General features: G+C 46.5%; 15 protein-coding genes. 12 read left to right on the top strand and 3 right to left on the bottom strand.

Annotated features, from left to right (window positions below; translation table 11 throughout):
* The first annotated feature begins 79 nt into the window (after positions 1–79).
* From Q0502_RS12960 to Q0502_RS12905, 12 genes are all read left to right on the top strand, one after another.
* Positions 80–3,136 (top strand): TonB-dependent receptor, encoded by a 3,057-nt coding sequence (locus tag Q0502_RS12960; protein ID WP_298651364.1) that lies wholly within the window; start codon positions 80–82, stop codon positions 3,134–3,136.
* Between the two features lie 24 nt (positions 3,137–3,160).
* The gene (locus tag Q0502_RS12955) at positions 3,161–4,699 is read left to right on the top strand and encodes a RagB/SusD family nutrient uptake outer membrane protein (protein ID WP_298651361.1); all 1,539 of its coding nucleotides are present in this window, start codon (positions 3,161–3,163) and stop codon (positions 4,697–4,699) included.
* Between the two features lie 204 nt (positions 4,700–4,903).
* Entirely contained in the window at positions 4,904–5,719 is an 816-nt protein-coding gene (locus Q0502_RS12950) for a LamG domain-containing protein (protein ID WP_298651360.1), read from the top strand.
* 168 nt (positions 5,720–5,887) lie between these two features.
* Positions 5,888–7,528, top strand: a complete 1,641-nt coding sequence (locus Q0502_RS12945) for a glucoamylase family protein (RefSeq protein ID WP_298651359.1) — start codon at positions 5,888–5,890, stop codon at positions 7,526–7,528.
* A 191-nt stretch (positions 7,529–7,719) separates the two neighbouring features.
* Positions 7,720–9,918: a glucoamylase family protein gene (locus Q0502_RS12940; RefSeq protein ID WP_298651358.1), complete on the top strand. Its 2,199-nt coding sequence runs from the start codon at positions 7,720–7,722 to the stop codon at positions 9,916–9,918.
* Positions 9,919–9,980: 62 nt separating this feature from the next.
* The gene (locus Q0502_RS12935; RefSeq protein WP_298651356.1) at positions 9,981–11,180 is read left to right on the top strand and encodes a Gfo/Idh/MocA family oxidoreductase; all 1,200 of its coding nucleotides are present in this window, start codon (positions 9,981–9,983) and stop codon (positions 11,178–11,180) included.
* Positions 11,181–11,225: 45 nt separating this feature from the next.
* The gene (locus Q0502_RS12930) at positions 11,226–12,020 is read left to right on the top strand and encodes a DUF1080 domain-containing protein (RefSeq protein ID WP_298651354.1); all 795 of its coding nucleotides are present in this window, start codon (positions 11,226–11,228) and stop codon (positions 12,018–12,020) included.
* 3 nt (positions 12,021–12,023) lie between these two features.
* Complete coding sequence (locus Q0502_RS12925; RefSeq protein WP_298651352.1) at positions 12,024–13,517, top strand: Gfo/Idh/MocA family oxidoreductase; 1,494 nt, start codon at positions 12,024–12,026, stop codon at positions 13,515–13,517.
* A gap of 29 nt (positions 13,518–13,546) precedes the next feature.
* Positions 13,547–14,335 (top strand): prolyl oligopeptidase family serine peptidase, encoded by a 789-nt coding sequence (locus Q0502_RS12920; RefSeq protein WP_298651350.1) that lies wholly within the window; start codon positions 13,547–13,549, stop codon positions 14,333–14,335.
* Between the two features lie 15 nt (positions 14,336–14,350).
* A complete protein-coding gene (locus tag Q0502_RS12915) occupies positions 14,351–15,733 on the top strand; it encodes a glucoamylase family protein (protein WP_298651348.1) in 1,383 nt (460 codons plus the stop codon).
* 244 nt (positions 15,734–15,977) lie between these two features.
* Complete coding sequence (locus Q0502_RS12910) at positions 15,978–18,272, top strand: glycoside hydrolase family 3 N-terminal domain-containing protein (RefSeq protein ID WP_298651347.1); 2,295 nt, start codon at positions 15,978–15,980, stop codon at positions 18,270–18,272.
* Between the two features lie 116 nt (positions 18,273–18,388).
* Positions 18,389–20,119: a family 43 glycosylhydrolase gene (locus Q0502_RS12905; protein ID WP_298651345.1), complete on the top strand. Its 1,731-nt coding sequence runs from the start codon at positions 18,389–18,391 to the stop codon at positions 20,117–20,119.
* A gap of 302 nt (positions 20,120–20,421) precedes the next feature.
* Here Q0502_RS12905 and Q0502_RS12900 read toward each other — a convergent pair whose 3' ends face one another.
* From Q0502_RS12900 to Q0502_RS12890, 3 genes are read right to left on the bottom strand one after another with little or no spacing between them, the layout of a single operon-like run.
* Entirely contained in the window at positions 20,422–20,928 is a 507-nt protein-coding gene (locus tag Q0502_RS12900; RefSeq protein ID WP_298651342.1) for a lipid-binding protein, read from the bottom strand.
* 8 nt (positions 20,929–20,936) lie between these two features.
* Complete coding sequence (locus tag Q0502_RS12895; RefSeq protein ID WP_298651340.1) at positions 20,937–21,641, bottom strand: BT_2262 family domain-containing protein; 705 nt, start codon at positions 21,639–21,641, stop codon at positions 20,937–20,939.
* 31 nt (positions 21,642–21,672) lie between these two features.
* The gene (locus Q0502_RS12890; protein WP_298651339.1) at positions 21,673–23,139 is read right to left on the bottom strand and encodes a SusD/RagB family nutrient-binding outer membrane lipoprotein; all 1,467 of its coding nucleotides are present in this window, start codon (positions 23,137–23,139) and stop codon (positions 21,673–21,675) included.
* Positions 23,140–23,147 lie beyond the last annotated feature (8 nt).

The following is a 23,147-nucleotide window of genomic DNA, read 5'->3' as shown; positions in this document are numbered from 1 at the left end:
TTTTTTCACAGGCCAAACACACCCTTATTTTTGTTTAAAATACTATAGTACTATTTTTGAACAAATTAAAAAAAGATCCATGAAGCTAAAAATTCTAACAGTATTAAGTTTTCTCTTCTGTTCTTTTCTTTTATCTGCACAGCAGGTAACCGTTTCGGGAACAGTGACAGAGGAATCCACCGGAGCCCCGGCCATAGGGGCCACCGTGTTAGTGAAAGGCACCACCAACGGTACCGTGACTGATATCGACGGGAATTATTCCCTGTCTAATGTATCAAGTGATGCGACCCTGGTATTTAGTTACATAGGGATGGTGACCCGTGAAGAGGCGGTCAATGGGCGGACAACCATCGATATAACGCTGCAGGAAGATGTGCAGGCATTGGAAGAGGTAGTAGTGATCGGATATGGTACGGCAAGGAAACGCGACCTTACCGGATCAATCGTTACTATAGGAGCCGAAGAGATTGCCAACAGACCCTCTGCGAACCCTTTGGCATCTTTGCAGGGTAAAGTTGCAGGTGTTCAGGTTGTCAACAGCGGAAGAGCGGGTCAGGATCCTGAAATCCGTATTCGCGGGACAAACTCCATTAATGGATACAAACCTCTTTATATCGTTGACGGATTATTTTCGGATAATATCAACTATATTAATCCGGCGGATATCGAATCGATGGAAATATTGAAGGATCCTTCTTCCTTAGCTATATTCGGGATGCGTGGAGCGAATGGCGTAATTATTATCACCACAAAGAAGGCGAAAGCAGGACAAACAATCGTAAATCTAAACACCTCTTTCGGCTTTAAACATATTTATGATAAGATTGATGTAACAAACGCCGCCCAATTCCGGGAATTATACGATGAACAACGGATCAACCAGGGAGCCACTCCATTTGATTATACAAATTGGGGGGCGGATACGAATTGGCAGGATGAATATTTTCAGACCGGATTCATTTCCAACAGTAATGCAAGTATAACAGGTTCCACGGATAAAAGCAGATTTTATATGGGACTGGGATATACCTCCGAAGAAGGTTCCATTAAAACAGAGAAATTTTCCAAAATAACAGTGAATTTAAGTAGTGATTATAATGTTACGGATTTCCTGAAGTTCGGATTTGCAGTAAACGGAAGCAAGAATAAATTGCCCGATGCCAAAAATGTTGCCTCTGTCGTAAGGGCTGCCCCGATCGCTCCTATCTTCGCCGAATATACGGATCCGATTGCGAATACTACGGAAACATTGTTGCATACCATGCCGGATTTTCAACGGGCACAGCTCTGGAATCCGTTGGTTGAGACCTATATCCGCGGCAATCATAATTTAGGGGTGAACCACAGGGCTGCCGGTAATATTTACGCAGAAGTAAACTTCCTGAAGAATTTTACCTTCAAAACAACCCTTTTCCTGGATTATGCCATAAATGAAGCACGCTCCTTCTCGCCTGTAATTTATTTCTATAATCCTGAGATACCAGGAAAAGAAACTATGCAAAACAGGCAGATAATCACTCAACTGAAGTCTACCGAATATACGGCTCAGGGCGATCATATCTTGACATATCAGAACAGGTTCGACAAACATTCGCTCACGGCAATGGCCGGATTAACAACCAACTATCGGGAATTTTCCTTAATAGACGGTGAGCGGAGTGAACTTTTGGATAAAATATATTTCTCTGTCCCCGACAATCACGACAAATGGTGGCTGACTTCATTAAACCAGGATGGAGCGAGGAATCAATACGATACTGACAAAATCTATCAATGGAGAAGATTCACCATGTCTTACTTGTTAAGAACCTTGTATAGCTATAATGATCGGTATTTGTTCAACGCTTCTTTCCGTCGCGACGGATCTTCCGTATTCCGGGGCGTTGGCAATACATGGAACAATTTCTATACATTCGGGGGAGGCTGGGTCGTATCAGAAGAAAACTTTATGAAAGATCAGAACATCATCGATTACCTGAAACTTAAAGGTTCCTGGGGTGTACTGGGTACCGAAAACACAGGAATAAATATCAACAATTATTATCCCTCTTATCCGGAACTTACCAATACAGGAAGTGCGGTTTTCGGCCCCAACGAAGATATTATTCCAGGTTATACGATAATATATAATGTACAAAATCTGAACTGGGAAAGAACTTATTCGTGGGAAGCCGGATTCGAAATGAATCTTTTAAACCAAAGATTGAGGCTGGAGCCTGTCTATTACCACAAAAACACAAAAAACATTATTGTATTGCTTGACCCCCGCGCGGGATCCTTAAACTCATTGGAAAACCTTGGAGACATTGAAAATAAAGGATTGGAGTTATCGGCTTCATGGAATGATAAAATAGGCAATTCAGGGTTCAGTTATTCTTTAGGTGCGAACATAACAACGATCAACAATAAGGTGATAACACTTGGACGGGATGAAGGCGACGCCATTTATGAAGAAATAGCAAGGACAGTTGCCAGCTATCCGGTCGGATATTTCTACGGCTACGTAGTGGAAGGCGTTTATCAGAATAACGAAGACATCAAACAATCCGCGCCGAATACGGTATATGCGGTTAATCCGGGAGACCTGAAATTTAAAGATATAAACGGCGATAATATAATCGATGAGGACGACCGTACCATGATCGGTAAACCCTCTCCCGATTTCACCTACGGATTCAATGTCAATCTGAATTATAAAGGATTTGATCTGTCCGCCGATATGATGGGAGTATACGGCAATGAAATATACCGTAATTGGGACGTTTCTTCTTTTGCACAGTTCAATTACCTGACCAAGCGTATGAATCGATGGAACGGGGAAGGCACCTCCAATTGGGAACCTATTCTGGAACCCGGCAGAGCGGTCAACCGCGCTTTTTCTAGCTATTTCATTGAAGACGGTAGTTTCTTCCGGATCCGCAACATGCAATTAGGCTATACATTCAATGCATCCTTATTAAACAAAATCCATATGAAGTCATTACGTGTATATGCCAATGTGGAGAACCTGAAAACATGGAGCAGAAATACCGGATATACGCCCGAAATTGGTGGAACGGCCATAAAATCGGGAATTGATGAAGGAACCTATCCCATGCCGGCAGTATATACGTTCGGGTTGAATCTTACATTTTAATCATTAAAGCAAAAGTAGATCGTTATGAAAAATAATATAATTAAATCATTCATTATTTGTGCAGTAGGGATATTCACCTTAACACAGATAAGTTGCAGCGACCTTCTGGATCAGGAGCCGCAGGGAAAATGGACGGGAGGAGACAACCCCGGAGGATCTTTCCAAACCGATGTGTTTTCTTTATATGCGAGAATGAAAGGATGGGGTGTGACAGGAGGTATTCCGGCTTTTGCAATCCATAGTATCCGCAGTGAAGATGTGGAAAAAGGAAGTACTGTTTCGGACGGATCGGATGTTGCTTCCATGTACGACAATTTCAATTACAACACTTCGGACGGGAACCTGGCAAGTTATTACACCAGTAACTATGCATTGATTCACACTGCAAATACTGTCATAGCTGATATCAAGGAAGCAGAGGACAATGGGGTGGTCCTGCAAAGAATTGACTCCCTGTGCCTGGGAGAAGCTCATTTTTTCCGTGCTTTTCTTTACTTTAATTTAGTACGGGCTTTCGGAGAAGTTCCCCTGATAGATTTCAAGATTACGGATGCAGCCGAGACAAACATTCCAAAATCAACGGCAATCGAAATATATACGTTGATAGATACGGATTTGACGGAAGCTGAAGAATTGCTTCCCCCTCAATGGGAATCCAGATATCTGGGACGGGCCACGTGGGGTGCTGCCCGCGCATTGCACGCCAAAACATACATGCAACGTAACGACTGGGGCAATATGTTGACGGCAGCTACAGATGTAATCAATTCGGGACTATATGACCTGAATACACCTTTTAATCAGATTTTCAGGGAAAGTGGAGAGAATAGTAGCGAATCTATTTTCGAGTTACAGTGTACGGCCACCGCTGCATTACCATCCAGTACGGATATCGGAAGCCAGTACGCAGAAGTACAAGGTGTAAGAGGAGCCGGAGACTGGGATTTAGGTTGGGGATGGAATTGTCCGACACCCTTATTGGCCAATGCTTTTGAAGAAGGCGACCCTCGCAAAGACGAGACATTATTGTATTTCCTGAAACCCGGAGAAAATCCGGAATCGATTCCGGCCAATGCCCCTTACGGGGAAAAACCGATTGCACAGGAAGTAATGAATCGCTATTACAACAAGAAAGTATATACCAATCCGACATTACGCACTCAATTCAGTAAACATGGATTCTGGATGAATATACGCATCATCCGTTTATCCGAAATGTATCTGATCGCCGCCGAAGCGGCAAACGAACTTGGTCAGCAGAGCGAAGCCGTAGCATACTTGGAAGATGTTCGTGCCCGTGCGCGTGGAAACAACGCCGATGTGTTGCCGGAAGTAACCGTGACAGACCAGGCAGCATTGCGCAATGCTATCCGTCATGAAAGAAGAGTTGAACTGGCAATGGAATGGGACCGTTTTTACGATCTCGTCCGTTGGGGTATTGTACGAGAAGTATTACATGCTGCGGGTAAAACCGGATTTCAGGACAGACACGTCTTGTTGCCTTTGCCACAAGCTGAGATTGACAAGTCAAACGGAGTGCTGATCCAGAACCCGAATTATTAAAAAGGAACATTTTCGTTAAGCAATACGAACAGAAGACAAGTTTACTTGGATTATGTCGTTGCGAGAAAATGCCTAATGAAATTGAATAATATAATTATTACAAAAAGAGATGTAGGTACTATGAAACGAGCATGTACATCATTATACTTTAGAACATGATTATCGCGAGTTCCATACACCGACAAGAAAAAATAAATTAATGGTATGAAAATGAGAAAATATGTATATATGCTATCAGCAGCATTATTGCTGTTTGTGCTACCGTCCTGCTTTCAGGATTTGGATCAGGATCCGCCGTTCAATTATCCCGAAGAGCCACCCAAACCGCCTATCAGCGAAGACGGCCAGATATTTTATTTGTCGTTCGAAGACAATTTCGAAGACAATGTAAGCAATACGGCAGCAACCATAGTTGGAAATCCGGGTTTTACTGAGGGAAAAGTGGCAAAAGCGTATGCAGGCGTACAAGACGGCTACCTCACTTTTAGATTGTCCGATCTGGCTTCGGATTTAGGTGCCGACTTAACGGTCGGATTTTGGTATAAAGTGAATGCAAATCCTGACCGGGCAGGTATTATCGTTATCGGCCCGGTAACAGAGGGAGCCTCTCCTGAAGCTCAGAATAACCGCACCTCCGGATTCAGGATATTCCGTGAAAAGGGTGACGAGAACAATACTGTGCAACGGATCAAAGCAAACGTAGGAAATGGTACCGGCGACGGATGGCTCGACGGAGGAGCCAATGCAGATATCCCGGCTACGGCGGGCTGGAAATATATTACGCTGACATTAACCGCAGGGAAAGCCGTATTATACCTTGACGGGGAAGAAGTTGCCACAAACGATTTATCGCAAATAAGCTGGGCCGGATGTGATATCCTATCCATCGGATCAGGAGCTCCCCGCTTTACAGAATGGGGACATCTGTCCGACAATAGTTTGATAGATGAATTACGCATCTATAATAGAGCATTGACAGCAGCACAAATTAAAGATATCATCATCCACGATTCAGAATAAATCATTGGGTTGAATTTATACATTTACCTGAGAGGGAGCAAACCTCCCTCTCTATTTTTTCTGCACCGGTTATATAACACGCTTTTCAATATGAGAGCTATATAAAATCGTATCTCTATCGTTGAGGTATGCAGAGAAGTTTCTCTACAAACCATAAAATCAGCGTATATGAAACAATGGATTTGTTTTTTACTATATATCGGGATTGGAATCTTTTCGTCCTGCGGAAGCAAAGAAAATGATCCCGTTTCTGTAACGTTTCAATTGGAAGAAATTGAAATTAACGGAGAGACAAATGCTTCGTCATATACGAACGTCGATCCCAATCTGTATGTGGCTCTTACTTTCTCTGACAACGTGGATCAAAGCACATTGCAAAACAACATCACTTTACGGACATCAACCGGCCGGTCTGTCAAACTGACATACAATATCCAGGACAAAACCGTAATCATACAACCCACAACGCCATTGGTTTCATTCACCTCTTATCAACTGATCATCAATACGGGACTAAGATCGGCATCAGGACATCGGATCTCAACGGGAAAAGTATATGCGATATCCACAGGGATCGATCCGGCGGATAAGTTCCCCCGCATCTCCGATGAAGAACTGCTTACGTTAGTTCAGAAACAGACTTTCAGCTATTTCTGGGATTTCGGGCATCCGGTAAGCGGAATGGCGCGCGAGAGAAGTTCATCGGGTGATATTGTAACCACTGGCGGTACCGGATTTGGAATTATGTCTATGATTGTGGCCGTTGAACGGCAATTCATAGACCGGGAGGCAGCAGTGGACCGCCTGTTGAAAATTGTCCATTTTTTGAGAGACAACGCCACTTCCTATCAGGGTGCTTTCGCCCATTGGATTAATGGCAATACCGGCCAAACGCAGCCTTTCAGTGAAAAAGATAACGGTGCGGACCTTGTAGAAACCTCTTTTTTATTCCAGGGGCTATTGACGGCAAGGCAATATTTCACAGGTGAGGATCCGGAAGAAACAGCATTGAGGGAATTGATCACCGGATTATGGGAAGCGGTCGATTGGTCATGGTTCCGCCGTAACAATGAAGAGGTGCTTTACTGGCACTGGAGCCCTGATTACGCTTGGGAAATGAACCATAAGATCAGAGGTTGGAATGAATGTCTGATCACTTATGTACTGGCAGCATCGTCCCCTACTTTTCCTATCAGCAAAGCCGTTTATGACAACGGTTGGGCGGATAACGGCAATATGAGGAATGGTGCTTCGTATCAAGGATTCACATTACCTCTGGGACCGGATCACGGCGGGCCGATGTTCTTTGCCCATTATTCGTTCCTCGGGCTGAACCCCAACGGATTAAAGGATACATACGCCGACTATGGGGAACAAAACAGGAACCATACGCTGATCAATTACAGCTATTGTGTGGATAACCCGCAAGGATACAGCGGTTACAGCGAACATTGCTGGGGATTGACAGCCAGCGACGGAAATAACGGATACAGTGCGCACTCTCCCACTAACGACAAAGGCGTGATAACGCCAACAGCCGCTTTATCTTCGATACCCTATACACCTGAGGAATCCATGGCGGCGCTTCATTTCTTCTATTACAAATTAGGAGATAAATTATGGAAACAATATGGGTTCATAGATGCTTTCAATCTGACGGAACAGTGGTATGCCGGCGATTTCCTGGCAATCGACCAGGGCCCTATCATCATCATGATCGAAAATCACAGAACCGGACTGATTTGGGATCTTTTTATGGGTATTCCTGAAATACAGGCGGGATTAACGAAACTCGGATTTACTTATTGAGTCAGAAAACAGTTGCCGGCAGGAGTGTAGTGAATATGCTGATGAGTGAGTGTGATTAGGGGATTTGGGATTTGGGATTTGGGATTTGGGAATGGGGATTTGATAAATCTTCTTCAATCTGCAAATCAATAAATCGTCTTTACTCTTTGTTCTTTATTCTTTGCTCTAAATTATTAATAAATATGAAACAGATGGGGAAAATTCTTTCTTTATTATTCATCCTGACGCCAATATTGGGGGTTGATGTATATGGGAAATCATCCTCAGCCGGCAATCATCCGTCATCAGAGTATTGGTACGATTATCTGTTCTTTGACAACAGTATGATGGAAGGCTATCACTATTACACCAAAACAGCGTATACACCGCCTTCGTGGATAAAAAATGCAAGCCTCCGCCTGCCCGTCTCCGAAACAGCTTTCAGTCCGGGCAACTCTCTGGAGATGACCTATATCTCGTCTCCTGAAGGAGAATGGTATGGCGAAGTACAATATCATCCGTTAAGGGGAAACGATTTCTTTCGAACTCCTGATTTGTTGTCGCTACGGCTTTTCATTGAAAGTGACATGGATTTCAGCGCGTTGCCAGAAATAGCAATTCGTTATGGAGACAGTACCTATACCAAACAGCTGAGACTGGCCGGTTATCTAACCGATGAAAGTACAGGTACCTGGCACAATGTGCGAATTCCTCTGAAAGATTTCGGGATGGAACCCATCGATAATACGAACATCAAAAAATTAGCGGCTGTAGCCTTTTACCCGGGAGTGAAAGACGGGCACCAACACACGCTTTATCTCGACGATATCGAATTATTACCGGAATCCTTACCGGCAAGTGCTTTGCAGGCACCCGAATTAAAAGAAGTAAAAGCGTATGAAAGACATATAGAGGTGGCGTGGAACCCACAAGAAAACGAGGGAATAAAGTATTACCGCATCTACCGCTCCGAAGATGGGGAAATCTATATTCCGGTAGGCATCCGTCGTCCCTGGATGAATCGCTTTACCGACTACGTAGGGGAAACGGGATATAAAGCATGGTATAAAGTAACGGCTGTAGACTATGCATTGAAAGAAACGCCCGCATCAGGAGCCATTGCAGCAACCACTTATCCAATGACAGACGAACAATTGCTGGATATGGTACAGGAAGCCCATTTCCGCTATTACTGGGAGGGCGCGGAGCCAAACAGCGGGCTTTCCCGCGAAAATATTCCCGGCAGAAGCAATATGATTGCCACGGGAGCTTCCGGATTTGGGGTCATGGCGATTATTGCGGCCACAGAAAGGGGGTTCATAACCAGGGATGAAGCAGTTGAAAGATTTATCACCATTACTTCATTCCTATCGGAAGCAGATAAATTTCACGGTGCTGTTTCCCATTTTATAGACGGTACGACAGGAAAAACCATTCCTTTCTTCGGGCAGAGAGACAACGGTGGTGATTTAGTGGAAACATCTTTCCTCGCACAGGGATTATTGGCAGCACATCAATATTTCAACCGGGATACGGACGAAGAAAAACTGATTCGGGAAAAAATAGATACTTTCTGGAAAGGGATCGAATGGAACTGGTATAAGCGTTATCCCGACAGCCCGTTCTTATATTGGCATTGGTCTCCCGATCAGGCCTGGGTAATTGATCATCGATTGATCGGTTGGAATGAGACAATGATTACCTATTTACTGGCAGTTATGTCTCCTACCTATGCTATTGAGCCGGAAATGTATTACAGTGGTTGGGCAAGTCAATCCGGAGTGGCACAGGCTTACAGGAAAAACTGGGGAAAAACCGACGACGGTGCCCTGTATATAAATGGAAATACATATTACGGACTAAAACTCGACGTCGGTGTGTCAAATGGCGGGCCGCTGTTTTTCACCCACTATTCATATATGGGACTGGATCCTCACCGCTTTACGGACAGATACACGAATTATTTTCAAAACAATCAGGCTATCGCACAGATCAATCTCCGCTACTGTGTAGAAAATCCCGGTAAATATGATGGTTATGGAATCGATTGCTGGGGACTTACCGCCAGTGATTTCGCATGGGGTTATCAGGCACAGGAACCTGTATCATTCAGGGATAACGGGACTGTTGCTCCTACCGGAGCGCTCGCCTCATTTCCTTATACCCCCGGCGAATCGATGGCTGCCCTTAAGAATTATTACAGGAATTACGGGCAATTCTTATGGGGGGAATATGGCTTTAAAGATGCTTTCAATCTATCCGAAAACTGGTGTTCCCCTATTTTCATGGGGCTGAATCAGGCGCCCATCACCGTGATGATTGAAAATTACCGGAGTGGCCTGATATGGGAACTGTTCATGAGCCATCCCGATGTCAATAAGGGGATAGAAAAAATAAACAGTATCAGATAATTACATGCACAATAATAAAACAATAAATACCTGATACTTTAACTAGTAAACAATAAACAGCTATGAATCGCAAGCAATTTATTTCGAGGATAGGGGCTATTGGCGCTGCTGTAATTATCGCTCCAAAGGCAAACATACATGCTATTGAAACACCCATGGGAAGAGAAGAAAAAAACACCAGGATATCGGTTTTTCAGGGAGAAAAAATTAAGGTCGGAATTATCGGATGCGGCAGTGTATCCGGCATGTACCTTCCCCATATGTCAAAATCTCCATACGCTGAAGTGGTCAGTTTGTGTGATATACGCCCCGAAAGAGCCCAGCAGAGAGCTGAAGAGTATAACATAAAAAACTGGTATCCGCATATTGATGAAATGTTAGCCGGAGTCCGGTTCGATCTGTTAGTGAATCTTACGGATATGCAGGAACACGGTCATTTGAACCGCAAGGCAATAAACGCAGGAAAGTTTGTCTGGAGCGAAAAGCCCATGGCAAATACCTATGCTGAAGGACGCGAATTGTTCGAACTTGCCCAAAAGAAAGGAATCCGAATATGGGGCGCACCTGCAGTTGTAAATAGTCCGCAATTTGCATTTATGGCAAAGCAGATAAACGAAGGCAAATTTGGAAAGGTCGCCGCAGCCCATGCTCATTACGGACATCTTGGCCCGGATTGGTCCGCCTTTTTCTTTGAAGAAGGTGGAGGAAGTATACCCGACTTGGGTGTATACAATATCTCAACCCTGACAGGTCTTTTTGGGCCTGCAAAATCGGTTGTTGCCATGATGAATATCATCAGGCCAACCGTAAACACCGGGAATAAAGGTCCGATTCAGGTAATAGCAGAAGACAATGCAATGATCCTGATGGAACATCAAAACAATATATTGTCTCACATACAATGCGGATTCAATTATTTTGATCCTTACGGGCATGACGGAACCGGCCAGGAAAAACCGACAATATCCATTGTCGGACGTGGAGGCAATATGCACATGATTGGCTATGATTGGAAACCATTTGGAGTGGATATGGCCACAACAGATCATGAAGAGACTCAACGTTTCGTGACCGGGGACGGTGGATTTCGATGGGAAGAAGGCGCTTCTGTTATTTGTGAGTACTTATCTACCGGTAAAGAGCCTCTGATAGATGCAGAGCATGCACTGCATGTGCTGGAAATCATCGAGGCTGCACGCGAATCTCAAAAAGAAGGCATCAGAGTACAATTGAAATCTTCATTCAGATGGCCGGTTCTGTAATACCAATTACCAATATGAAACCGAAATGATTAAAACAATCGTATTATGAAAAAAATATTTTATTATATCTTATTTGGCGTAAGCGCCTGTTCCCTGACCCTTTGCACCGGAGGACAGAGTAAAAAAGTCGGGTATGGATCCCGTTTGACCGCAGATCGTGCAAACGAACTGTATGCGGAGATTTCTTCCACGTCGCAGTTAAACGAGTTAAGTGACAAAGAAAAAGACGCCGGTTGGCAATTGCTCTTCGACGGCGTGACCGGTAACGGTTGGCATGGCTATAATCAGCAGGATATTCCTGAGTTCTGGAGTATTGAAGACGGAAGTCTGACCATGAACAGTACAGGAATGGGGGAAGAACAGGATATCATTACGGACAAAATATACAGGAATTTCGCATTTACCGTAGAATATAAGTTAAGTAAAGGCGCGAACAGCGGTATCATTTTCCAGCTAAAAGAAGACAGCAGGTATAAATTTCCTTACGAAACAGGCCCGGAATTTCAATTGATAGACCACGACAACTGGCCTGACCCGTTGGAAGATTGGCAGATCCATGGTGCGAACTATGCCATGTATCCGCCGTTAACCAAGCCTTACAATCCGGTCGGTGAATGGAACCGGCTTTTACTGGTTGTGGAAGGAAACGATGTAATACAGATGATAAACGGTCAGGTGGTAGTAAGCTATACAAAATACTCAGATGAATGGAACGAATTGCGCAATAGCGGCAAATGGACCGATTTCCCCGATTGGGGAAAATTCGACGAAGGAAATATCTCATTGCAAAATCATGGAACTAAAGTCTGGTTCCGGAATATTAAAATTAAAGAGTTATAAATAATGGCTACCAGGAGAACCTTTATAAAAAATACACTTTTTACTGTAACCGGATTGACCATATTACCGTCTTACGTAGTAAGTGGTGTGAAACGTAGCGAAGTATTCAAGGCGCCCAGCGATAAATTGAATATTGCCGGCATTGGAATCGGTGGAAAAGGGCATCCCAATCTCGTAGGAATGAATACCGAAAACATCATTGGTTTGTGCGATGTAGACTGGAAGTATGCAGACAATTGCTTTAAAGAATTTCCACAGGCAAAACGTTACAAAGATTGGCGACGTATGTTCGATGAAATAGGCAAAGATATAGACGGGATCATGGTCTCCACTCCCGATCATACCCATGCGATCATAGCAGCTACGGCGCTCACGATGGACAAACATGTGTACTGCCAGAAACCCCTGACCCACTCTATCTATGAAAGCAGGCTTCTTACAAAATTAGCCGAAAAACATAAAGTAGCTACGCAGATGGGTAATCAGGGTAATTCAGGGGATGGTGTGAGACAGCTTTGCGAATGGATATGGAATGGCGAAATTGGTGAAATAAGGGAAGTGCATGCCTGGACAAACCGGCCTATATGGCCTCAGGGATTGCAGCGACCCACTGAAAAAATGAAAGTGCCGGCAACGCTTGACTGGGATCTATTCCTCGGCCCTGCTCCTTTCCGTCCCTATCACGAGGTATATACGCCCTGGAACTGGCGGGGATGGTGGGATTTCGGAACCGGCGCCTTCGGAGATATGGCATGTCATGTTTTAGATCCGGTATATCAGGCGCTGAAACTGAAATATCCGGACAGAATTCAAGGCAGTTCGTCCCCCATAAATACCGAGTCTCCTCCTCAATCGGAAAAAGTTGAATTTCGTTTTCCCGCGAGAGATCATCTTCCAAAAGTGGGCATGCCCGAAGTGAGCGTACATTGGTATGACGGTGGCTTAATGCCCGACCGGCCCGATCTGCTCCCCGACGGGACCGACCTTATGCGCGATGGCCTCGGAGGATGCCTGTTTGTGGGATCTAAAGATACCCTGCTTTGTGATTGCGGAGGATTTAATCCGCGCCTGCTCTCCGGCCGGGTACCGGATGTACCTCAATCGTTAAGGCGGATTCCCGGTGCAACCGGCTATACAGATGGATACCATGAGCAGGATTGGATCAGGGCATGTAAAGAGTCTCCCGGAAACCGGGTTGAAACATCCTCCAATTTTTCCTACTCAGGCCCATTTAATGAAATGGTACTTCTCGGAGTGCTTGCTATCAGATTACAAAACTTAAAAAAGATCTTACAATGGGATGGCGAAAATATGGGATTTACCAATATTTCGCCTTCAGAAGAATTAATTATCACTTCGGAAAATTCTTTCAGAGTAATAGAGGGTCATCCCCATTTTGATGAAAAAACGGAAAAGTTCAATGCGCTGGCGGCCGCAAATGAATACATAAAACATACTTACAGGGAAGGCTGGACATTACCCGGTATGCCCGGATAAAAATTGATTTTACAGAAAATTCGGTAGATATGACATATAGAAGAACATTGACCCTTTTTTTACTTCTTTCCCTTTTAGCTCCGGCTGCGTATGCTCAGTATCAGGAATACGACTCTCTGACATATATATCTGAACAGGGAGATTCGCTGCTTTATCGCCAGTTAAATCCGCTGAAGATAGAAAAGGGGAAAAAATACCCGCTTGTGCTGTTCCTGCACGGAGCGGGAGAAAGGGGATCGGACAATATCTCACAGTTGCATCACGGCGCATTGATGTTTACCAATCCTGTAAACCGGGAAGAATATCCCGCTTTTGTCCTCTTCCCCCAATGTCCGGCAGATTTGTATTGGCCCACACCCAAAAGGCCCGACGGTTTTCAGCAGGAAAATCCTTTTCCGTTCGATGCTGAAATTTCAAAACCGCTGGCATTGACGAAAGAACTACTGGACAAGATCATTGAAACATATCCGGTGGATACGGACAGGATATATATAGTCGGTTTGTCAATGGGAGGAATGGGTACATTCGACATGGTTTGCCGCTTTCCCGACCTGTTCGCAGCAGCAATACCGGTTTGCGGCGGCATCCATACCGACCGGCTCCATGATTTTTCTTCAAAAACCGCTTTCCGTATATTTCACGGCGATGCCGACCCGGTCGTGCCCGTCCGGTTTTCGCGTGAAGCTTACCTGAAACTGAAAGCCGAAGGAGCCGATGTGGAATATATCGAGTTCCCGGGAGTGAATCACGGCAGTTGGGATCCGGCTTTTAACAGACCCGATTTCATGTCATGGCTGTTCGAGCAAAGAAAAAAATAAAATAATTATATAAAGATGAACAATCGCATACTCTTATCAATCACCGCACTGGTTATCGGCGGTATTTTCCTCTTAGCATGCAATAGCAACAGTAGCAAAAAAGAGTCGGCTTCCACCGGCGAAGAGAGCCCTCCCGCCTCTTTCACATCGGACGACGAATTCCTCGATTTCATACAGAAAGCCCATTTCGATTATATGTGGGAAGGAGCAGAGCCCACATCCGGACTGGCGCCGGAACGCATACATATGGATGGAGTTTATCCGCAGAACGACGCGGACGTCATTACTACAGGAGGTAGCGGCTTCGGTATCGCCGGCCTGCTCGTCGGCATCGACCGGGGCTTTATCTCCCGTGAAGAGGGGGTTGAGCGGTTGCACATAATAGCCGATTACTTAGCCTCCGCCGATCGCTTTCACGGGATATGGCCTCACTGGCTGCACGGTCCCACGGGGAAAGTAAAACCGTTCGGCCGGAAAGATAACGGCGGTGATCTGGTGGAAAGCGCTTTCCTTATACAGGGATTACTCTGCGTACGGGAATATTTTAAGGACGGGAACGAGAGCGAAAAACAACTGACCGGAAAGATCGATACCCTCTGGCGGGAAATGGACTGGACCTGGTACCTCAACGGGCAGGATGTACTCTACTGGCACTGGAGCCCGGAGTACGGCTGGGAGATGAATTTCCCCCTGGAAGGATACAACGAATGCCTTATCACTTATATCCTGGCGGCATCCTCACCCACCCATTCCATTCCGGCATCGGCCTACCACAACGGATGGGCACGCAGTGGTGGGATCAAAAGCGATGCGGTTGCGTATGGGCATCCGCTTATATTGAAGCATAACGGGGCGGAAGAATACGGAGGCCCGCTGTTCTGGGCGCACTATTCTTATATCGGATTGAATCCGAAAGGATTGAAAGATCAATATGCCGATTACTGGCAACTCAACAGTAACCAGGCGCTTATCAACTACGAATACTGTGCGGAGAATCCCAAAGGGTTTGAAGGATACAGCGACAACTGCTGGGGATTGACGGCCAGCTACTCAGTCAACGGATATTCGGCCCACATGCCGGTGAAGAACGACCTGGGTGTTATCACACCTACGGCCGCATTGTCGAGTTTTCCCTACACGCCCGACCAGTCGATGAAGGCATTGAAACACTTTTATTTCGACCTGGGCGATAAGATATGGGGAAAGTACGGTTTTTACGATGCGTTCAGTATACAGGACGACTGGTATCCGCAACGATACCTGGCCATCGACCAGCTCACCATTGCTCCGATGATCGAAAACTACCGCACCGGCTTGTTGTGGAACCTGTTTATGGGAGCGCCCGAGATCCAGGAAGGGTTGAAGAAACTGGGATTCACCTATGAAACGAGTAACTAAAAACTAAAAGTGAATAGTGAATAGTGAATAGTAAAAGGTGAGTAAAGGGAATAATGATTCAAGATTCAAGATTCAAAATTCAAGATTTGACTATGTCGATTTTCAATTCATAACTCATAATTTATAATTTATAATTGAAAATACCAGACTTCTTGACTTCCCGGACTTCTTTCTTTCTAATTTCTAATTTCTGAATTTAATTAATCATTACATAATAATCAAGGATAAAAAGAAAAGACAAAAAATGGGAAAAAATATTCTTTCAATAGTATACATTCTGGCGGTGATCCTGCTTGCGGCCTGCGGATCACCCTCACCCGGAACTTCGGGAGCCGGCAGATGGCAGAGTTTCAGTGGCGACAAACGCATCGAACAGAGAGTGGATTCGGTACTGAAACTGATGACGCTCGAGGAGAAAATCGGACAGATGACGCAGTTCTCCGCTAACTGGTCGATCACCGGCCCGGTGATGTCAGATGACTTTCAGCCCTATCTGGAAAAAGGACTGATAGGTAGTATCTTTAATGCCACTTCGGTGGAGGGGATCCGGCGGATGCAGGAAATTGCCGTGGAAAAGACAAGACTGGGTATTCCTATCCTCTTCGGACAGGATGTAGTGCACGGTTATAAAACCATCTTCCCTATCCCGCTGGCCGAAGCCTGTTCGTGGGACCTGGGGATGATGCAACGGACAGCCGAGATCGCAGCTATTGAAGCGGCATCCGACGGGATCAACTGGACGTTCGCACCCATGGTCGACATTGGACGTGATGCCCGCTGGGGCCGCGTGATGGAAGGCGCCGGCGAAGATCCTTACCTGGGCAGTAAGGTAGCCGAAGCCCGGGTCATCGGCTTTCAGGGAGGAAAAGGAACTGAGTCCCTCAACTCGCTTACCACACTGCTTGCCACAGGCAAACACTTTGCGGCTTACGGCGCAGCCGAATCGGGCAGGGATTATAACACGGCTGAACTGTCGGAACACACCCTAAGGAATGTTTACCTGCCACCTTACCGGGCTGCACTCGAAGCAGGCGTGGCCACTTTCATGGCCTCTTTTAACGAGATCAACGGCGTACCGGCTACCGCAGACCGGTGGCTGATGACGGAGGTGCTGCGCAACGAATGGGGTTTCAAAGGATTTGTGGTCAGTGATTATACCGGTGTGAACGAACTGGTACCCCACGGCGTGGCAAGAGACGAGAAGCATGCCGCAGAACTGGCAGTGAATGCGGGTATCGATATGGACATGACCGGAGCCACGTTTATTAAGTATCTGGCCGAATCGGTCAAAGAAGGAAAAATATCCGAAAAGAGTATCGATAATGCCGTACGCAGCATCCTCGAAATGAAGTTCCTGCTGGGTCTCTTCGATGATCCTTATCGCTATCTCGACGAAGAGAGGGCGAAACAAAACACAATGACGCCCGAATTTATGGAAACGGCACGCAAAGCCGTAGCATCATCGGTAGTCCTGTTGAAGAACGACAACCAAGTTCTCCCGGTTACGAAAGAGAGCGGAAAGACCATTGCCCTGGTCGGTCCGCTGATGAACGACTCCGTCAACCTCAACGGCGAATGGGCCGGATTGGGCGACCGCAACAAAAGCATACCCATCCTGAAAGGACTGATGGAAAAATATGAAGGCTCCCCGGTAAGCCTTATCTATGCAGAAGGGGCATCCATCACCGAAACCTCACCTGCCACAATAGCCGAAGCGGTATCAGCCGCCCGCAGGGCCGATATCGTGATCGCCGCAATGGGAGAAGATTTCAACTGGTCGGGCGAAGCGGCCGTAAGAACCGATATACGCCTGCCCGAACCGCAACGTGAGTTGTTAAGGGCATTGAAGGAAACCGGAAAACCAGTGGTACTGGTCACCCTGAGCGGGCGTCCGCTCGATCTTTTATGGGAAGATGAGAATATGGATGCCATCCTGCAGGCCTGGTTCCCCGGCACGCAGGGAGGGCATGGTATTGCCGACGTGATCGCGGGCGATTACAATCCGTCGGGGCGCCTGGTGATGTCATTCCCCCGGAACATAGGACAGATACCTATCTACTACAATCAAAAGAATACCGGCCGGCCGGTGGATCTGAACAATGAGTCGGTAGACTACAAATCCAACTACCTCGATACGTCCATCACCCCGCTTTATTCTTTCGGGTACGGATTGAGCTATACCACATTCGGGATCGATAACGTGAAAACTGATAAAAGTGTACTGAAAACGAAGGATGATAAAATCACCATTACGGCCGATATCCGGAACACAGGACCGGCAGACGGGGAGATCGTGGTACAACTTTATACCCGCCAGCTTGTCGCCAGTGTGACCCGTCCGGTAAAAGAATTGAAAGGATTCCAAAAGATCGCGTTAAAAGCGGGCGAGTCCGGACAGGTAACGTTTGAACTGGCCTCCGACGATATGGCTTTCTACGGCATCGATATGCAGAAAAAGGCGGAACCCGGCAATATGAAACTCTGGGTAGCACAACACGCTGCTGACAATTCCAACGAGATCGATTTCCGGATTGAATAAAAGTTGATGTGATGATGTGATAATTTGATGATGTGACGATTTAATTGAAAATCAGTGATAATAATCTGCTAGTCAGCGAAGCTCAATCTTGAATTTTGAATCTTGAATTTTGAATTATGAACAATAAAAATCTCTCCGTCACGATCGCGATTATCGCGTGCATGGTGTCTTTCAACGCCATCGCGCAGAACGCAAGGATGCGCACCTATTGTAATCCGATCAATATAGATTACACCTATATGATCTACAATTCCGATAAGGATATATCCTATCGCTCGGGAGCCGATCCGGCAGTGGTGGAATTCAGGGGGGAATATTATATGTTCGTCACACGTTCCATGGGTTACTGGCACTCTACCGACCTGCAGAACTGGAATTTCATTGAGCCCGAAAAGTGGTATCCGCAGGGAAGCAACGCGCCTGCCGCCCACAACTATAAAGATTCGGTCTTATATGTCATGGGCGACCCTTCCGGATCAATGAGCGCATTATATACCGATAATCCCAGGCGGGGCGACTGGAAGGCTGTTCCCGCCATACTGCATAATCTTCAGGATCCGGCGCTCTTTATCGACGACGACGGCTCAGCGTATATCTATTGGGGATCATCCAACCTCTACCCTATCCGCGGACAAAGATTGAACAAGGATCATCGTTTCATCCGTTACGGAGAAGTTGATTCCCTCTTCAATAAGGATATGGACAAACATGGATGGGAAAGGTTCGGTGAGAACAACAGCGACACCATTCCGGGGTATATTGAAGGACCCTGGATGACAAAGCACAACAACAAATATTATCTGCAATACGGAGCCCCGGGAACCGAATTCAATGTGTATGCCGATGGCGTATATATCGGCGACCATCCGCTGGGGCCTTTTGAATATGCCCCCAACAATCCGGTGAGTTTTAAACCGGGAGGATTTATGAATGGAGCGGGACATGGAAGTACCGTAAAAGGTCCGCAGGACCTTTACTGGCACTTTGCCTCGATGGCGCTCTCTTACAATGTCAACTGGGAACGACGGCTTTGCATGTTCCCGCTCTATTTTGATAACGATGACCTGATGTGGAGCGACACCTATTTCGGTGACTATCCGCGTTACGCACCGTCCGAACCCGGAAAAGCGGGTGAATTCGCCGGCTGGATGCTGTTATCTTATAAAAAACCGGTCACGGTTTCTTCATCCACAGGAGATCATACCGCCGAAAAATTGACCGACGAGCAGGTAAAAACCTACTGGCTTGCCGGAGACAACGGAGACAGCCAGTGGGCTACCATAGACCTGCAAAAACCGGGTAAGGTACAGGCCGTACAGATCAACTACTTCGATCACGAATCCGACATGTACGGCAGAATTCCCGGATTAAGGCACAGGTACGTGGTTGAGGGTTCATTGGATGGCCGGAAGTGGGAAATATTGATAGACAAAAGCAACAGTTATCGGGACAATCCCAACGACTACGTGGAATTGGCGCAACCGGAAAGGATCCGCTATCTCCGGTACAGGAATATAGAAGTACCCACTCCCCACCTGGCCATTTCCGATATCCGCGTGTTCGGCATTGGTGAAGGGAAAAAACCCGGGCCTGTTACCGGCTTCCGGGTGAAAAGGGAGGATGACCGCCGCGATGCGATGATCACCTGGAATGCACAAAAAGATGTGCAAGGCTACAATGTCCGCTGGGGAATCGCCCCGGATAAACTTTACAGTTCCTGGCTGGTGTATGACGACAACCAGTTGCTTTTAAAAGCCCTGACCACCGATCAGGAATATTATTTCACCATCGAAGCATTCAACGAGAATGGGATATCGGAATCTTCAGATACCGTCCGGGTGAGATAGGATTATTTGTTTGTTAAAAATACGCTTATCTTTATACCTTAGGACTGGATACCGGTAAATAGGAGGCCTTTCGATGTTTTCCGGGGTACCCGCCGCTTGCAAGGAGCGTAAAAAGAGAAAAAAAGACAGGGCGGGGAATCACTCCTGGCCCTGTCCGGTCCTTTCATTAGTGTTTAATTTAATGTAGAGTTTATGATAAATTGAACTGAAAGGTTTTATATATGATTTTTTAACCGATTTCCGTCTATTACTCAAAGTATCCGGCACCATCGCCGGATGCTTTGGGGTTAAACCGGACGTTTTTATTCAAAATCGTCTGCCGGGAAACCGGTCCGGCGGAATCCGGTCACTTCAAAAACAGCGGTTCCGTCCAGGTCGTCGTCGTCGAAGTTCACTTTGAATTCTATTTTATCGGCCGGCATCCCGCTTGGTGTTACAGCACCGTCTTTCGTTATTTTGCCATCGGTGATCTTTACCTTCGATTCATAGGAGTCGTTATCCACGAAACCGTCTGTTGCAAAGGTACCCGCTGCATAGTTGACGTTCACCTTCACCTTGAAATCCCAGAAGTGCGCTCCGTCATCCACCCATATTTCCGTGGCAACGTTGGCTGCCGTGTTGTAGCTGTTTATCAGATAGGGGCCGTATTCGCCTTCATAATCGGTTCCGGTGTTGGTGATTGTTACCCACCAGTCGCCCGCCATTTTTTCAACTTCGGTGCCACCCGGGTCTGTTGTATCTTCGCAAGCCGTAAAAATGAATGTAAAGGCCAAAGCGGCAGTAAGCAATGCAATATATTTTTTCATCATAGCGATCATTATTTTGTTAATATAACATTAAACGAATAAGCACCTGCGTATACGGCGCCCCAGGAAACGGTTCCCGATACGGGGTCGTAGGCTCCGTCCTCCAAACGGTCGAGTGAATCGCCCCATCCGGCAACGCTGCTGCTCAGCAATCCCAGGGAATTATCGGCATTAAGCTTGATATAGCCTCTCATGGCGTATGAAGAGCCATATCCTGCCCTCACTTCATAGTATCCGGCAAAGAAGTCGCTCACCTGAAAAACACCCGGTGCAATAGAGGTCAGCGTAACGCTATAATCGGCGTACGAGACTGTTGCACCGGTTGCGATTGCGAGCCTGTGCGTACCGGCGGCGGCAGTATATACTCCGGAGATATCCGTTGTGATCGAGGGATCATACACGACAACCGTCCGGGAGACGGAACTTGAGAAACCGTCCACATTGGTGGCGGAATAACTGATGTCGTAAATTCCGATGGCGCTCGCATCAACGCTGCCGGTAATGACTACGGAAGAAGTAATATCGGTCTCTCCTTCCATGGCAATAACACCCGGTTCCACGTAGGGCGTACCCACAGGCAAAAGCATTGTCTCATCGCCCAATATCTCATAATTGACAAAGTATGTGATCTTGGACATATCTTTTGACGTATCGTCTTCGCAAGAAATTGCCATACATGCGAGACAAACAAACAAGTAATGTATTATTTTCTTCATAACTGCATAGTTTAAATATTAGTAACCCGATCTATTTCACATCCCACCATACTGCAGTTGAAGAGGAAACAGGGCTGGGTGTATTCTTGTTTCTGTCGATCGCCGTCTGCGGATAAGGCACCCGTTTGATCAGGGTTTGTCCTCCAAGCGCATTGGTCATGGGCGCAATCAGATTGCCGGCGGTATATATCGTTGCATCGGCATTAATGGCAGCGCCGGTATGAGGCGACAATTCCGGCACATCCGTACGGCGCAGTTCCGACCAGGCTTCCATATGATCCATGTAGCAAAGCGCCACCCATTTTTGCATATAGATCAGTTCCAACTTATCGGCTGTCGTCGTGGCCGTACTCCAGGCAACCGCTCTTCCCGTTCCGTACATAGTTTCGGGAGATTCCTCCATTCCGCGTGCCGAAAAATCGGCGTCGATGGCGGCTTCGTATGCCGCCTGGGCCCGGGCGTTGTCGTCATAAAACCGCAGGTAAATTTCGGCAAGCAGGAATTGCAACTCACTTTGTGTGAAGAAATAGACCGGCTTGGTCGGATAATACTTCATAAAGCTGAAATCGGCATTCTTGTTGGCCGTCAACACCTGTTTCGACCCGGGTAACTCGCCGGCAAAGTCACCCGTGTTCGTTGCCCTTTCGAAGTTGTACTCGATGCGCGGGTCGTTGGTGATCTTGAGGTATTCGATGATCGGGTAAGACGCCACATGGTTGGCTGCCAACGATGCCCGGTTCGTGGAATACCACGGGTTGCGTTTATTCGCTTCGTCGGCAAATACATCATATTTCACATCACCGCTGAAGAAATTCCCTGCATCCACCAAGGCTTTGACCTTGCTGGTATAGTTCGCCGCGTCTATATTGGCGTCGATGAAGCGCAGGTACATCCTCAGCCGCAAGGCGTTGGCAAACCCTCTCCATTGCGACATGTTTTGCGACAGGAGCAGGTCGCTCAGGGTCATCAGTTCGCTACCCAAAGCCGATTCTGCTTCATCCAACTCGGCCAGGACCCCTTCATAAACAGACTGTCCGTTATCCCAGGCGGGAGACGGTATGGCGCTGCCCTGCAAGGCTTCCGTATAAGGCACAACGTTCAGGTTGTCCACCAGCACCTGGAAGCAAAAAGTGCGTAAAACCTGGGCTGCAAAGAGGTTTGACGTGTTGGTCGTTTTAGAAAATATATCCTGCAAGTCGGCCAGAGCCCCGGCATACAAATTTTGGTACGGCCGGTTAAAGACCGTGCGCGCCACGTCAAGATTATATTCCGCTTCGTTGTTATACTGGTTTGCTTCCGGCATCTGATCGTAATATTGTGCGAAGAAACCGGAGTAGTTGTACAGTTGGTCACCGATCACTGTCGCCATGGCATTTTGAGCCGAGGGGAAGATCAGGTCGGCCGACACATCCGAAGGATAGCTCGGATCATTGTTAATATCTAAGTCACAGGCAAATAGACCCGCAAACAAAATAACGTATATGAATATTTTTTTCATCTTTAGTG

This window comes from uncultured Proteiniphilum sp. (assembly GCF_937873925.1).
Classification (GTDB): Bacteria; Bacteroidota; Bacteroidia; order Bacteroidales; family Dysgonomonadaceae; genus Proteiniphilum.
Note: the sequence above shows the minus strand (reverse complement) of the source record. Positions and strands in the feature narration are given on the sequence as shown.